Below are 13356 nucleotides of genomic sequence, written 5' to 3'. Positions count from 1 at the left end.
TTGATTCTTTATTAACAACTCTTGTCTATAGTATATAGGAGAGCAAGTATTAAATTCCAATAGAAAAATTCTATGTGTTTTAGAATACAGATTGCGAAACTCAATACATACCCTGATTACTTCTTCAGAATTACAAACTAACAAGTACACTTATTTCTTCGAATATTTAAATGATGCACCTTCAGATATTTTTTCCAATTATTTACTTTAGGATGTTGTCAAATGAAACGTCCCCGTGGCACGTGGCACGTGGCAGCTATTTTCCTTGTATTAACTGATGGATATTGTCAAAAACTTCATAATCGCAGTTTGTACATATGGAAACCTCTAGTACATCATATAGTTTTTCTAATTGCTTGATAATCTGGTTGATTCTGTTATCGTTATTTACCAGTAGATACATTTTACTGGTTTTTGTATCTTCCAATCTTCCACACAGAATGCCTTCAAGGTTAAATGCCCTTCTTGTAAATAGTCCTGTAATGTTGGACATTACTCCTGGATGATTGTTTACTGTCAATTGAATGATAACATCGGTTGTTCTAGGCATATTTTTTCCCTCCTATCATTTGATGATTTGCTGCACCCGGTGGTACTGTAGGCATAACATTTTCGCTAGAATCTATCGGTATATTGATGACACAGGGCTCGGATAGTGATAGTATCTTTTGTAAAGTACCCTCTGGTTCCTGATTATTTTTAAAATCGTAACCTTTTATGCCAAAATTTTTTGCTATTGAAGCAAAATCTGGATTGGTAACAAATTTTGTGGATATATAAGTTTCTTGGAAGAATAGCTCCTGCAGCTGTCTTACCATACCTAGCACCCCATTGTTTAGTATAATGATGGTAATATTTAGGTTTAAGTCAGCTAAGGTGGCTAATTCCTGAAGATTCATTAGGATAGATCCATCTCCGCTGACACAGATTACTTTTTTATCAGGATTTGCTAAGGCTGCTCCTATAGCAGTGGGTAATCCAAAGCCCATTGTGCCTAAACCGCCAGAGGTTAGCAGTGTCCTAGGTTTTTGGAAGGGGTATGCCTGTGCTACCCACATTTGATGCTGTCCAACATCTGTTGTGATGATGGTGTCATCCTCTACCATACTGCCAATACTTTTTATGAGGTTTAAAGGATGATAAGCATCCTCTTTTTTCTTCATAGGAAATGGATAGTCTTCTTTTATTGCTGTAATTTCTTTAATCCATCCTTCTCTTTGATTTTCTTCAATGGATAAAATTAATTCATCCAATACCAACCTTATATCTGCTGCCAATGAAAAATTGGTGGATTTATTTTTGTCTAGCTCCGCAGGGTCAATATCTACATGTATAATCGAAGCTTTTGGACAAAATTCAGCAATCTTACCTGTTGCTCTATCGTCAAAACGTACCCCAAAGGCAATCAATAGATCTGTTTCGTTTAATATAAGGTTGGTATAAGGCGCTCCATGCATCCCCAGCATTCCCAAGTATAGAGGATCGTTGGAGGGAAAGCATCCCAGTCCCATTAAGGTGGAGGCTACAGGTATACTGTTTTTCTTAGCAAAATCATACAACAGCTTATGGGAATTGGATTGTAGGATTCCTCCCCCAATATAGAGTAAAGGTTTTTTAGATCCATTAATCATTTCTGCCAACTGATCTATATCCTCTAGGCTTGCTATTGCCTTATCATTATTCATGTAAATATCTATACTTCTTTCATTGTTCCTGTCCTTTGCAGGCCAAATGTCAATCTCTATTTCCTCCAATTGAACATCTTTTGGAATGTCAATAATGACTGGGCCAGGTCTTCCTTCCTCTGCCACTCTAAAGGCTTCTGGCAAGATGTGAAATAACTCCTTTGCTGAGGATACAAAAAAGTTGTGCTTGGTTATAGGTATTGCTAAACCACAAGTATCCACCTCCTGAAAGGCATCAGTGCCTACAAGAGAAGAAGGAATCTGCCCTGTAATTGCCACCAAAGGAATAGAGTCTAGCTTTGCATCAGCAATGGCTGTCAATAAATTCATTACCCCTGGTCCTGAGGTAGCAAAACAAACTGCTGCTTTTCCAGTTGTTCTGGCTATACCTTGAGCGATAAATCCCGCACCCTGCTCATGTCTTGCAAGGATATGCTGTATTTTATCACTTTTGGCTAGAGCATGGTACATAGGAAGATTGGCTCCTCCTGGGATTCCAGCAATTTTGTCTATCCCCTGCTCCTCTAATAAACGAATAATTATTTCTCCTCCACTACATTTCATTATCATTTCCTCCTTTTATTATCTTGACTTTTACAAAAACTAAAAAACCTTCATCCTATTAAAAGGACGAAGGTTATTCTCCGCGGTACCACCTAATTTTGTACAAAAAAGTACACAGCTCAATATAGTACGGGATTTCTCCGATACTACTTCCCCTATAACGGTGGGACTCCGTTGAAGTCTACTTTAAAACAATTTCGGTCCACAGCTCAGAAGCTACCTTCCATATATCCTTCAGGGAAAATTTCCACCATCATTTCCTCTCTATACTTCGGAATATATGTACTCCTCTTCATCAAAGCCTTTAACATATAATAAATTTATTTAAAGAATATTCTAATAGTTTCGAATGCTTTTGTCAATAGTTTTTTTATATTTATTACATATGGAAATAAATGCAATGATTTAGCTGTTACTTCAGTTATATGGATCGATTGCTTTAGTCTGCTTTTTCCCTTGTACTAACTCATGAATATTGTCAAATGAATTGTAATCACAGTCCTCACATATAGAAACCTCTAACACATCATAAAGCTTTTTCAATTGCTTAATAATCTGTTCCACGCGGTCATCGTTGTTTAGCAATAGATACATTCTACTGGTCTTTGTATTCTGTAATCTACCACATAAAATCCCTTCAAGGTTAAAAGCTCTTCTTGTAAATAGTCCTGTAATGTTGGACATCACTCCTGGATGATTGTTTACTGTCAATTGAATAATAACATCGGTTTTTTTACACACGTTTTTCTCCTCCTATCATTTGATGATTGCCTGCACCTGGTGGTACTGTAGGCATGACATTTTCTCTAAAATCAATCGGCATATTGATAACACATGGATGAGACCCAGACAATATTTTTTCCAACGCATGATTTGGGTCTTCTTGGTCTTTGAAATCATAGCCTTTGATACCAAAGCACTGAGCCATGGAAGCAAAATCAGGGTTGGTGGTGAATTGAGTAGCATAATAATTCTCTTGAAAAAATAGCTCCTGCAGCTGTCTCACCATTCCCAGCCATCCATTATTAAGTATAATTACAGTTATATTTAGGTTTAAATCAGCCAGAGTTGCCAGCTCTTGAATATTCATCAGTATAGAACCATCTCCACTTATACAGATGATCTTTTTATCAGGATTTGCCAAGGCAGCTCCTATGGCAGTAGGTAATCCAAAGCCCATGGTTCCCAATCCCCCGGAGGTCAACAGGGTACGGGGTTTTTGAAAGGGATATGCTTGAGCAACCCACATTTGATGCTGTCCTACATCAGTTGTTATTATGGTATCAGGATCTACGATGCTGCCTATTTTTCTTATAAGGTTTAATGGATGATAAAAATCTTTTTTATTGCCAATAGGAAATGGATTGGCTTCTTTAATTTCAGTGATTTCTTGCATCCATTCCTGACGATGGTTTTCTTCAACGGATAGGATGAGTTCATCCAATACCATGCGAATATCTGCTGCTACAGAAATCTTTGTGGATTTGTTTTTATCCAGCTCCGCAGGATCAATATCTACATGTATGATAGAAGCTTCTGGACAAAACTCAGCAATTTTGCCTGTTGCTCTGTCATCAAAACGTACACCAAAGGCAATCAATAGATCCGTTTCATTTAATATAAGATTGGTATAGGGTGCTCCATGCATCCCCAGCATACCTAGATATAGAGGATCATTTGAAGGAAAGCAACCCAGCCCCATTAAAGTAGAGGCAACAGGTATACTGTTTTTCTTGGCAAAATCATAAAGCAATTCATGAGAATTTGACTGTAATATTCCTCCACCAATATAAAGCAAAGGTTTTTTTGATTTATGAATCATTTCAGTTATCTGCTCTATATCTTCTAAGCTAGCTATATTATCATGATTAACTCCGATGCCCATATCTATAAGACTTTCATTATCCTCTACGGGCCAATTTGTAATTTCTATCTCCTCTAGTTGAACATCCTTAGGAATGTCTATAATAACGGGCCCAGGTCTTCCACCCTCTGCTACTCTAAAGGCTTCTGGTATTATATGAAACAATTCCTTTGCTGATCGCACAAAAAAATTATGTTTGGTTATAGGTATTGCTAAACCACAGGTATCTACTTCTTGAAAAGCATCGGTTCCCACCAAAGAAGAAGGTATTTGACCTGTAATAGCCACAATAGGAACAGAATCTAGTTTAGCATCAGCAATGGCTGTCAGTAAGTTCATTACACCTGGTCCTGAGGTAGCAAAACAAACTGCTGCTTTTCCAGTTGTTCTGGCTATCCCCTGAGCGATAAATCCCGCACCCTGCTCGTGTCTTGCAAGGACATGCTGTATTTTATCACTTTTAGCTAGGGCATTGTACATTGGGAGATTTGCTCCCCCTGGTATCCCAGCAATGGTATCTATCCCATGCTCTTCTAGTAAACTAATAATAATCTCCGCTCCACTACATTTCATCATTATTTCCTCCCCTATCAATTTTCTCTTTGCAAAAACTACAAAAACCTTCATCCTATCAAAAGGACGAAGGTTTATCTTCGCGGTACCACCTAATTTTGTACAACAAGTACACAGCTCAATATAGTACGGGATTTCTCCGATACTACTTCCCCTATAACGGTGGGACTCCGTTGAAGTCTACTCTTTTACAATTTCGGTCCACGGCTCAGAGGCTAGCTTCTACATATTCTTCAGGGAAAATTTCCACCATCATTTCCTCTCTATACTTCGGAATATATGTACTCCTCCTCGTCAATGCCTTTAACTTATAATTAATTTATTTAAAGAATATTTTAATATGTTTGAATATTATTGTCAATAGGTATTTTGAAATTTTTATTATTTATTCTAAAAAATACCACTTATCCTTACTAGTTTCAATCAATCACTTTTTCAAAATGATGGTAATCTTTAGGTGTTTTCCAGTCACCGCCCCATGTCCATCCTCTGCTGGTGAAGGCATGATAGCATAGATCGCCTTTAGTAATCATGCCTTTTCTTATATTTATTCTATCTATGTACTCTCTACCTGCTGATGGTATTATTGTCTCTCCTCTAACATACGGGTTCTGTATAGGATTGATATCGATAGCTAATCCATAGCCGTGCTTTGATATTCGTTGAGTGCCAGCAATTACTCTATAACAAAAAGCATAGGTATTGTTATCCTCCATAGAGAGCTCATCATCAGCATCATATTCATCAACCAGCCTCATTTTTGCAATAGGAAACCTGACCTCATACAATTCTTCAAATATCTCCACTACCTCTTCTGCAACTCTTCTGTGTACGATCAGTTCTCCATGCTGTTGTTCCTCATAAAAATCCCAATATGTAACAGTAAGATAGGACAAATCCTCTAGTCCTATAGGTGCCTCTTCTTTCCAGGATGCATCATGGATTTTATTAATTATTTCTCTTGGTAAATCCTCATAGGTAAAGATGGGAATAAATTCAGTACTATTTATTTCTTCATTTAGGTCATTGTCAATATGATCTATGCCACTATTCTCGCTATTATCTTCATCTATTAATTTGTCTTCATATTGTTTTTCTTTATTCTCCACTGTTGGCTTTTCATATATTGTTGAAACGACAGATTCCTGCTGCCAAAAACTTGTATTTATAGTAGTGCTCATAAATACACCTAACAGAATCACAACGAATAAAGCTGTCATAAACATTCTTATGAACTTCATGTTATTATCTCCTATCTTTTGTAATTCCTCCACACCTTAAATGGATATATTTTCTTGAAATAATTATAAATTCCTTTATTTTATTGCATTTTATGATAAAAATTTTTTGCTGTTTGTCAGTTAACACTGGCGATTAACAATAAATAAAGGCCTTCATTAGATTATTTCTATTAATAGCAAATAGAAAAACTGCCTTCGTGGTGATTGTCTCAACCATTTAAGGCAGTCTTTAAAATATTTATATATTTACCATACGCATTAATCTATTTTAATACCATATCCTTTTTTAAATATATATACAGCAGCTAGGAAAAATCCTATAATGAAGATAGTTGCTGCTAAAAGCTGTAATTGTAGATTCCCCTCATACACTCCTAGATAGGTATAACGGGTAATATTGACTAAGGGATAGATGGGATTGATATATCGAATCTTTGACAGCACTCCAGGTAGCTTTGTGATTTCAAAGAATACACCTCCGACGTAAGTCAAGGGTGTAATAATCAATGCCAGCACAAAATTCATTTTTTCAAAGCTGTCTAATAAAAGCCCCGTGATTAATCCTATAGATGCAAAAATGAAGGAGGTAATCGTTAAAGAAAGAACGAAAAGCAAAGGATACTGTATCACATGCCCAACAAAGAAGGTTGTGGCTAGATAAGTCAATGACCCTACCAGTAGCCCTCTAAAGGTTCCCCCTAGAATAAATGCCAATGCCTTTTCTATATCAGAGATAGGATAGCTATTGAGATCCTGTACGGTATTTTGGAATTTTTGTACAATGATAGAAAATGCAGGATTTTGAAAGGCAGAAAGTATAGCTGCCATAGTAGCTAGCCCAGGCACCAGGAAGTATAGATAATTTACTCCTTCAATTCCCACTTCTCTTGTTTGCAGCATTCCTCCAAATATCCCTAGATATAAGACACTAGACAGCAAGGGAGCAAGAATCGTCTGGACGTAGACCTTCATAAACCTGTGAATCTCTCTATGGAGTAAGGTTAAAAAACCGATCCTGTTATAAAATATTAAGCTTTTATTCATAAGTGCCTCCTAACGTCTGATTAGCTGTAGATAAATATCTTCCAGCTTTTGTCTTTCTATATTTAAATCTACAAATTTCATATTCTTTTGGGTAATCATATCCAATATCTTTGTCAAATCATTTTTATCGATTTTTAGTGAGATTCTTTTTTTGTCCTCCACCTTCGGATGATATTCTTTTAAAAAATCAAAGGCATCTATATTTACTTCCCAATCAAAATCAATTTCTATCCTTATTTCCCTCGAGAAATCCTTCAAGAGTTTGTCCTTTGGCTGATCTGCAATAATTTCCCCATGATTTATGACGATGACTCTTTCACATAATTTCTCTGCCTCTTCTATATAATGCGTGGTCAATATGATGGTGGTACCAGACTTATGCAATTTTCTTAGAAATTGGTACAATGTATGTCTTAGCTCTATATCTACACCGGCTGTAGGTTCATCTAAAATAAGAATCTGAGGTTTATGAACAAGGGCCTTTGCGATTAACATTCTCCTTTTCATTCCTCCTGAAAGCTCTCGGCCATATGCCTTTTTCTTATCCTGTAAAGCTAAGGACTCTAATAACTCATCTATATACTCTTTATTGTTTTTAATACCGAAATATCCCGATTGCTTTTTCAAAATCTCCTCTACTGTAAAGGCGGTTTCATAGGAAATCTCCTGAGGGACAATGCCGATGATTTTTTTAGTCTCCAATTCATTTCTTTCTAAGTCATAGCCTCCTATTTCTACCTCTCCTTGGGTTTTCTTTACATTTCCTGCCAATATATTGATTAAAGTGGTTTTCCCTGCTCCGTTTTGTCCTAATAACGCTGTAAACTCTCCCTTGTTTATATGGATATTGACATCCTTTAAAGCTTCTTTATTCGCCTTTATATAGGTTTTTGATAGATTATTGATTTTTAACATTCATGTCCTCCTTCTAGTGAAAATATTCTTCTTGATATCTACCTCTTTTAAACTATACCACTCTTGTAAAGAAGTTAAACTTTAAATTTTTAAAGCTTGATAACGCTCATAGCTTTTTTCCCAATAGAAGACTGCCTTTCCAACGATTCCTTCAATCATGAAAGGCAGCCTCTATTAAGAATCTCTTAAAAGCTCCTATAATCTGTATAATTTATAAGGATGATCATGAATCTCTGGTTCTAAATGGATAGTTGTTCTTGCATTTGTTAGCCTTTGATGTATATCCTTTTCTATATTACTTGAAACATCATGGGCCTCCATCAAGCTATAATCATTTGGAAAAACTAAGTGAAGGTCCACTTGTCTAGATTCTCCTACCCGTCGGGTCCTAAGATGATGGTACTCCAAAATAGGAGGCGTATGTTGTTCTAGTATTTCTTCTATAATTCTCTTTTCCCCTTGGCTAAGACTTTTATCCAATAACTGCTGAATAGATTCCTTTCCTATATCATAGCCAGTCTTTATGATAATAAGCGCTACAATAATTGCCACTATGGGGTCAATGATTCTTATGCCTGTAAAGTGGATGATGACTAATCCCACAATTACCCCAACAGAAGTGATAACATCCGCTAGCAGGTGTAGAGCATTGGCTCTGAGGGCGATTGAGTTTTCTTTCTTTGCGTATTTCAGCATGATAAGTACTGTCACAGAATGCAGTGTGATGGAAACCAGCATCACACCCATCCCTGGAAGTGTTTCTGTAATAAGGTTTTGATTTAGTATCCTAGAAGCAGCTTGATAAATGATGGTGATGGATATAATCAATATCAAAACACTTTGTATCACCGCTGCTAAATCTTCATATTTACCATGACCATAGTTGTGACATTGATCTACAGGTTTTTTGGCAAGCTTCATGGCGGCTAAGGTTATAGTAGATGCAATCACATCCATAAAAGAGTGCATCCCGTCAGAAATAATACTTATAGAATTAGTGAATAATCCAATAGAAATCTTGAAAAACACTAAAAATATACTCACTGCTATTGCTAAGTAGGCTGCTTTAAATCTATTCATAGCTGATATCACCTCTAGAAAAATTTTCTAATAGTATAATCTATGAATACAGCCTATAAAATGAGATTGTTTTAGTAAAATAATTTTCCCGAGACTAAAAGTTTAAATGATGAAGGGTTCTATTCATCCCTATATTCAACGAACTTCATGTGATTCAACTGAAATCTTCCAGCTTCATAATTTACTTCAGCTGCTATTTCACCTATATAGTCTGGATGTGGATAAAATATTGCTATACCAAAGGCAGCCAGTAAACTTCCTTCTTCATAATCGAATCTTATGGTTTGTCCCAAGCCGATTTCTCTCTCAAGGGTATTTTTATTTTCTTTCTGAATATTGATAGTATGTTTTTCTCCATTCACCTCAATGGTTGCTACTGTACTATTAGGCTTTTCTTTTATATTCATTTTCACTTCTCTTTGAAGCTGATCTGTGTAATCCTTATAACAATACGCTTTAAAATATTCTGGATTTTTAACCATATACTCCTTGTGGGTTTGATCTTCTGAAAGATATTCTTCTTGAGACACTTCAATTATGTGCAATTCATCAATTGAAACCCCAGTACCAGAACCGACATGCAGTATCACTGCCAATTCATTATTGCCATCATTGCTAAAATCCTCTAAATACATCCTTGGTTGAATGTTTCTTGGTGTACTCCAACTCCAATCGTAGTAAAATTTTTCACCCTCATAGTCCAGCATTACCTTGTTGAGACCTCCATATAGGTAAATATGTCTATTTGGTATCGCTGAAATCAATTCAGCTTCTATATTATTTAACTGCATTGCAGCTTCAGCTTCACAAGAAGTATAATTGTTAGTATGCTGGACTTCGATACCTTCTTCTAGTTTGTTTTCCTCTGCAAAAAGATCTTCTTGTTGTGTGCAGGAGATAAAACTAAAATTAAAAAGAAAACATATCAAAATTATGGTAGTTCTTCTTATCATCTTCAGTTTTTCTACACTCCCTTCAGTATTGTTATTCCATACCTATTTTATCTACATGCATAATACTTTTTACATTGTTAATAGAAAGATATCGCCACGGAATCCCTAGACTCCGTGGCTGTTATGCATCATCTTAGAAAAAGATGTTAGTTATACAGACTTCTTTTTATAGAGATGAAATGCTAGGTTTAATACTCCGCAGCCTACAATGATGTAAATAGCTACTACCATAAGCATACCATATATATCCACATAGGACAGTAGGATGGCAAACAGGCTAAAGAAAATAATCCCATATAAATTTCTCCCTAAAGAAACAAGAGAATGTATGGTTGACCGTCCTTCTTCCTTCACCTTCTGTTGGATGTAGTCCTCCTGCAGAACATGGGCAGCCGCCATAACTAGGTAGAATAGACCATATAAAGGCATAATGACGATTTTCCCAACATATCCTGATACTCCTAAAAAAACAGCTGCCATCAAGGATAATACTAAGACTGTATGAAACCTTTCCTTTATCCAGTTTTTTTCTAAAAACAATTTCAGTTTATAAGCACCTGCACCACCTATACTGCTAAGAAAATACCTTATAGCCATCCAAACCCCAATAAAACCCATTGATAAACCATATCTACTGGCAATCAGCTGATCATATTCATCAATCAAATCTGCCGTTCCTACGATGCAAATCGCCAAAAGACCCATAATAAAGATTTCCCTTTCAGCTACACAAAACTTTGTTGCTTCCTTTAGGGTCCCAATGGACCTCTTTAGCTTACTTTCTGCTTTATGTTGATTATTCAGCAAAAAATAATTCACCTCTTTAAATCTCAATACAATAAAACTGCATAGAATCATGGATAGGATGGAAAGAACTAGCGTAACTTTCATACCTAAGAACATTGCCATAAATCCACCCATGAGGGTTGCTATCGTAACACCCACTGTGGAATAAAAATAGCTTTTCCCAAGAATTTTGTCAAAACTAGCTTCTTCTCCTTTTTCTTTTAGGGTATCATATAGGTAAGCTTCCTCTGAGCCTGACCTAAAGGCTTCACTAGCACCCCAAAATACAAATCCTATAGCAAATAAAAAGAAACCATCAGAAATAAACCATGCTGTATACCCAGTAGCCTTCAAAAACACTGCTATCAGCATCATATTTTTTCTACTCCAGTAATCAGCTAATAGCCCTGCTGGCACCTCCAGTAAAACCACCGGCACAGACCAGATAGCCAGTAGTAAAGAAATCTCAGCAACAGAAATACCCTTTGATTCAAATAAAAGTAGATAAACAGGATAAATGGGTACAAAATCCTGTAGAAATTTATACAGATAAAACAATCGAACTTTCATTATGCTCCTCCTTTTTACTTATGGTTATTTATTCAATTCTTGGTCATATTATAAAAAAGTAAAAAGGCGGACCTCGTATTCCATGGTTTTATTGACCAGTATCCATCCAAATTTGAATATTCATCATACCCTTCATTTCCTTTCCTTGTAAATTTTTCATTATTATACCACATAGATTATGGAAAAGTAAATGAAGGTAGTCGATATATTTATTAATTACTGAGTAATTACTTTTCTACAAAACAGGATATGACAGATGAAACGTCCCCGTGGCTTTTTTGAAATAAAATTGTTGACCTGACTATAGCTTCATAGTTTAACCTGATTATAGGAGGAGGAAATATTCATGAGTTATTCTATTAGTCATCTTTGTAAGAAGTTTAATCTTTCCAGAAGTACCCTGCTTTACTATGACAGCATTGGGCTTCTCACACCTTCCAGTAGAGACAGTAACAATTATAGGAGGTACTCACAGGAGGATGTAAAAAGATTGGAGCAGATATGCAAATATCGACAAACTGGTATATCTTTGGAGGAAATCAAGTCACTGTTGGAAGCATCTCAAGGAACAATTAAGGACACCCTTGAGAAGAGATTAGATGAGTTAAATCAGGAAATGAAACGGATTAGGAATCAACAGCATTTAATTCTAGGCATCCTAAAAAATGAAGCCTTATTGCAACGGCTTCAAATTCTGGAAAAAGATACTTTAATAGAGATTCTAAGATTAGCAGGATTAGATGAAGATGATATGGATCGTCTTCATGCAAAGCTGGAGGATATCTCACCGGAAGGACATCAAATCTTTTTAGAGGCCTTAGGCATCGATAAAGAAGAGATTGAAGGAATCCGAGAATATGCTAGAAGTATTCTTAATGAAGGAAAAGAAAAAAGTTAGATAGTCAGGAGGAATGAAGTATTATGTTAGATTTTCATGAAAGAGTTATACTAAGCAGCCCTGAAGATTCCTTGGAGGTTCGTCACTTGGTTTTAAAGGGCAGCAATTATGAAATCGGTAAGAAGCTAGGGGAGATCGCAAAGGAAGTGCATGGCATAGAAAAAAAGCCCTCAGAGGATTTATTGCAAACACGCTGTCAAAGAATTTATCTTGAGAAAAACTATCCAATCTATCTAGAAAGAATGAAGGGTACGGCAGCTACTTATAACAAAGACCTCTCAAAAGATGCTGTAGATTTCTCCTTATTGGGAGAGCTGGCTCTGGATACAGGCTGTTCTGCAGTTTATTATCCTCCCAACAGTACAGCATCAGGTCATGGAATAATAAGCAGGAATTTGGATTTCTATATGCCCAGCAAAACCCCTGCTTTCTCGAAGCCTTATATCGTTGAAATGTACCCTGATGAAGGATATCCTTCTATTACAATCTTAAGTTTTCAGCTGCTGGGTGAGGCTCTTGAGGGCATCAACTCCGAAGGCCTTACAGTTATCCACCTTGCAGATGATGAATCAGCTGTGAATCATTCCATAGAGCCAACCTTTAGTAATGCCGTTGGTATCAATGAGCTAAAAAGCGTTCAATTGCTGCTGGACACCTGCGCTACTGTTGAGGAAGCCAAAGAAGTACTGTTAACAAATAAGCACTTTTACATATTTCAGCCCATCCATCTATTAATTGCTGATAGATTTGGTAATTCTTTTGTATGGGAGTATTCTCATGCTCATAACAAAGAGTATATTGTTGATAGGAAAGAAGATACGCCACAAATTGTTACAAACTTCTTGCTGCATCGCTATGAAGCTATAGAAGTTATTCCAAAGACTAGTGAGGATAAAATATGTCCTTATAATCGATATAGAGTGCTTCATGATGCCATTGAGGATTGCACTGAGAAATTTACCATTGATTTTACTAAAAAGACCAATGCTTTGGTATTTGTTGAGGAGACTTCTTATATGCATCCTCCAGAAATTCCAGTTCGTACGCTATTACACAATATTTATGATATTGATGATCGAAGTATAGAGATTAGCTTTTATCTAAGGGATGGAGCAAACCATAGATATGGCACATCGATTCGGACACCATACTATGAATTCTCTATAAAAAATCAATAAAAACT

General features: G+C 36.2%; 12 protein-coding genes and 2 other annotated features. Of the genes, 2 read left to right on the top strand and 10 right to left on the bottom strand.

Annotation, left to right across the window (positions count from 1 at the left end; genetic code table 11):
* Nucleotides 1-256: 256 nt before the first annotated feature.
* From ilvN (BMX10_RS04245) to BMX10_RS04200, 10 genes are all read right to left on the bottom strand, one after another.
* Entirely contained in the window at nt 257-550 is a 294-nt protein-coding gene (ilvN, locus tag BMX10_RS04245) for an acetolactate synthase small subunit (protein WP_090439826.1), read from the bottom strand.
* The gene (gene ilvB / locus BMX10_RS04240; RefSeq protein WP_090439823.1) at nt 543-2249 is read right to left on the bottom strand and encodes a biosynthetic-type acetolactate synthase large subunit; all 1707 of its coding nucleotides are present in this window, start codon (nt 2247-2249) and stop codon (nt 543-545) included. The genes ilvN (BMX10_RS04245) and ilvB (BMX10_RS04240) overlap by 8 nt, the downstream gene beginning before the upstream one ends.
* Before the next feature lie 59 nt (nt 2250-2308).
* Nucleotides 2309-2557, bottom strand: a binding site (T-box leader).
* A gap of 109 nt (nt 2558-2666) precedes the next feature.
* A complete protein-coding gene (gene ilvN, locus BMX10_RS04235; protein WP_090439820.1) occupies nt 2667-2990 on the bottom strand; it encodes an acetolactate synthase small subunit in 324 nt (107 codons plus the stop codon).
* On the bottom strand, nt 2983-4686 hold the full coding sequence (ilvB, locus tag BMX10_RS04230; RefSeq protein ID WP_090440032.1) for a biosynthetic-type acetolactate synthase large subunit: 1704 nt from the start codon (nt 4684-4686) through the stop codon (nt 2983-2985). The genes ilvN (BMX10_RS04235) and ilvB (BMX10_RS04230) overlap by 8 nt, the downstream gene beginning before the upstream one ends.
* Nucleotides 4687-4745: 59 nt before the next feature.
* Nucleotides 4746-4993 (bottom strand) — a binding site (T-box leader).
* A 112-nt stretch (nt 4994-5105) separates the two neighbouring features.
* Nucleotides 5106-5927, bottom strand: a complete 822-nt coding sequence (locus tag BMX10_RS04225; protein WP_244272632.1) for a M15 family metallopeptidase — start codon at nt 5925-5927, stop codon at nt 5106-5108.
* A 258-nt stretch (nt 5928-6185) separates the two neighbouring features.
* Entirely contained in the window at nt 6186-6971 is a 786-nt protein-coding gene (locus tag BMX10_RS04220) for an ABC transporter permease (RefSeq protein ID WP_090439817.1), read from the bottom strand.
* A 9-nt stretch (nt 6972-6980) separates the two neighbouring features.
* Complete coding sequence (locus BMX10_RS04215; protein ID WP_090439814.1) at nt 6981-7886, bottom strand: ABC transporter ATP-binding protein; 906 nt, start codon at nt 7884-7886, stop codon at nt 6981-6983.
* 195 nt (nt 7887-8081) lie between these two features.
* Nucleotides 8082-8966 carry a cation diffusion facilitator family transporter gene (locus BMX10_RS04210; RefSeq protein ID WP_090439812.1) on the bottom strand — a complete coding sequence of 295 codons (885 nt, stop codon included), beginning with the start codon at nt 8964-8966 and terminating at the stop codon, nt 8082-8084.
* Between the two features lie 119 nt (nt 8967-9085).
* Complete coding sequence (locus BMX10_RS04205) at nt 9086-9919, bottom strand: hypothetical protein (protein ID WP_090439810.1); 834 nt, start codon at nt 9917-9919, stop codon at nt 9086-9088.
* A gap of 150 nt (nt 9920-10069) precedes the next feature.
* Nucleotides 10070-11275: an MFS transporter gene (locus BMX10_RS04200; protein ID WP_090439807.1), complete on the bottom strand. Its 1206-nt coding sequence runs from the start codon at nt 11273-11275 to the stop codon at nt 10070-10072.
* A gap of 346 nt (nt 11276-11621) precedes the next feature.
* Between BMX10_RS04200 and BMX10_RS04195 the strand changes: the two genes are divergently transcribed.
* Together BMX10_RS04195 and BMX10_RS04190 are read left to right on the top strand one after the other, a co-directional pair.
* Nucleotides 11622-12173 (top strand): MerR family transcriptional regulator, encoded by a 552-nt coding sequence (locus tag BMX10_RS04195; RefSeq protein WP_090439804.1) that lies wholly within the window; start codon nt 11622-11624, stop codon nt 12171-12173.
* 23 nt (nt 12174-12196) lie between these two features.
* Complete coding sequence (locus BMX10_RS04190; RefSeq protein WP_090439801.1) at nt 12197-13351, top strand: C45 family autoproteolytic acyltransferase/hydrolase; 1155 nt, start codon at nt 12197-12199, stop codon at nt 13349-13351.
* Nucleotides 13352-13356 lie beyond the last annotated feature (5 nt).

Source organism: Natronincola peptidivorans, from assembly GCF_900111615.1.
Taxonomy (GTDB): Bacteria; Bacillota; Clostridia; order Peptostreptococcales; family Natronincolaceae; genus Natronincola_A; species Natronincola_A peptidivorans.
The sequence above is the reverse complement of the archived record's forward strand: the minus strand, read 5'-3'. Positions and strand labels throughout refer to the sequence as shown.

What these genes read in the sequence shown, in the direction of transcription:
- ilvN (WP_090439826.1), bottom strand. Translation starts at nt 550, where the DNA reads ATGCCTAGAACAACCGATGTTATCATTCAATTGACAGTAAACAATCAT.
- ilvB (WP_090439823.1), bottom strand. Translation starts at nt 2,249, where the DNA reads ATGAAATGTAGTGGAGGAGAAATAATTATTCGTTTATTAGAGGAGCAG.
- ilvB (WP_090440032.1), bottom strand. Translation starts at nt 4,686, where the DNA reads ATGAAATGTAGTGGAGCGGAGATTATTATTAGTTTACTAGAAGAGCAT.
- BMX10_RS04225 (WP_244272632.1), bottom strand. Translation starts at nt 5,927, where the DNA reads ATGAAGTTCATAAGAATGTTTATGACAGCTTTATTCGTTGTGATTCTG.
- BMX10_RS04220 (WP_090439817.1), bottom strand. Translation starts at nt 6,971, where the DNA reads ATGAATAAAAGCTTAATATTTTATAACAGGATCGGTTTTTTAACCTTA.
- BMX10_RS04215 (WP_090439814.1), bottom strand. Translation starts at nt 7,886, where the DNA reads ATGTTAAAAATCAATAATCTATCAAAAACCTATATAAAGGCGAATAAA.
- BMX10_RS04210 (WP_090439812.1), bottom strand. Translation starts at nt 8,966, where the DNA reads ATGAATAGATTTAAAGCAGCCTACTTAGCAATAGCAGTGAGTATATTT.
- BMX10_RS04205 (WP_090439810.1), bottom strand. Translation starts at nt 9,919, where the DNA reads ATGATAAGAAGAACTACCATAATTTTGATATGTTTTCTTTTTAATTTT.
- BMX10_RS04200 (WP_090439807.1), bottom strand. Translation starts at nt 11,275, where the DNA reads ATGAAAGTTCGATTGTTTTATCTGTATAAATTTCTACAGGATTTTGTA.
- BMX10_RS04195 (WP_090439804.1), top strand. Translation starts at nt 11,622, where the DNA reads ATGAGTTATTCTATTAGTCATCTTTGTAAGAAGTTTAATCTTTCCAGA.
- BMX10_RS04190 (WP_090439801.1), top strand. Translation starts at nt 12,197, where the DNA reads ATGTTAGATTTTCATGAAAGAGTTATACTAAGCAGCCCTGAAGATTCC.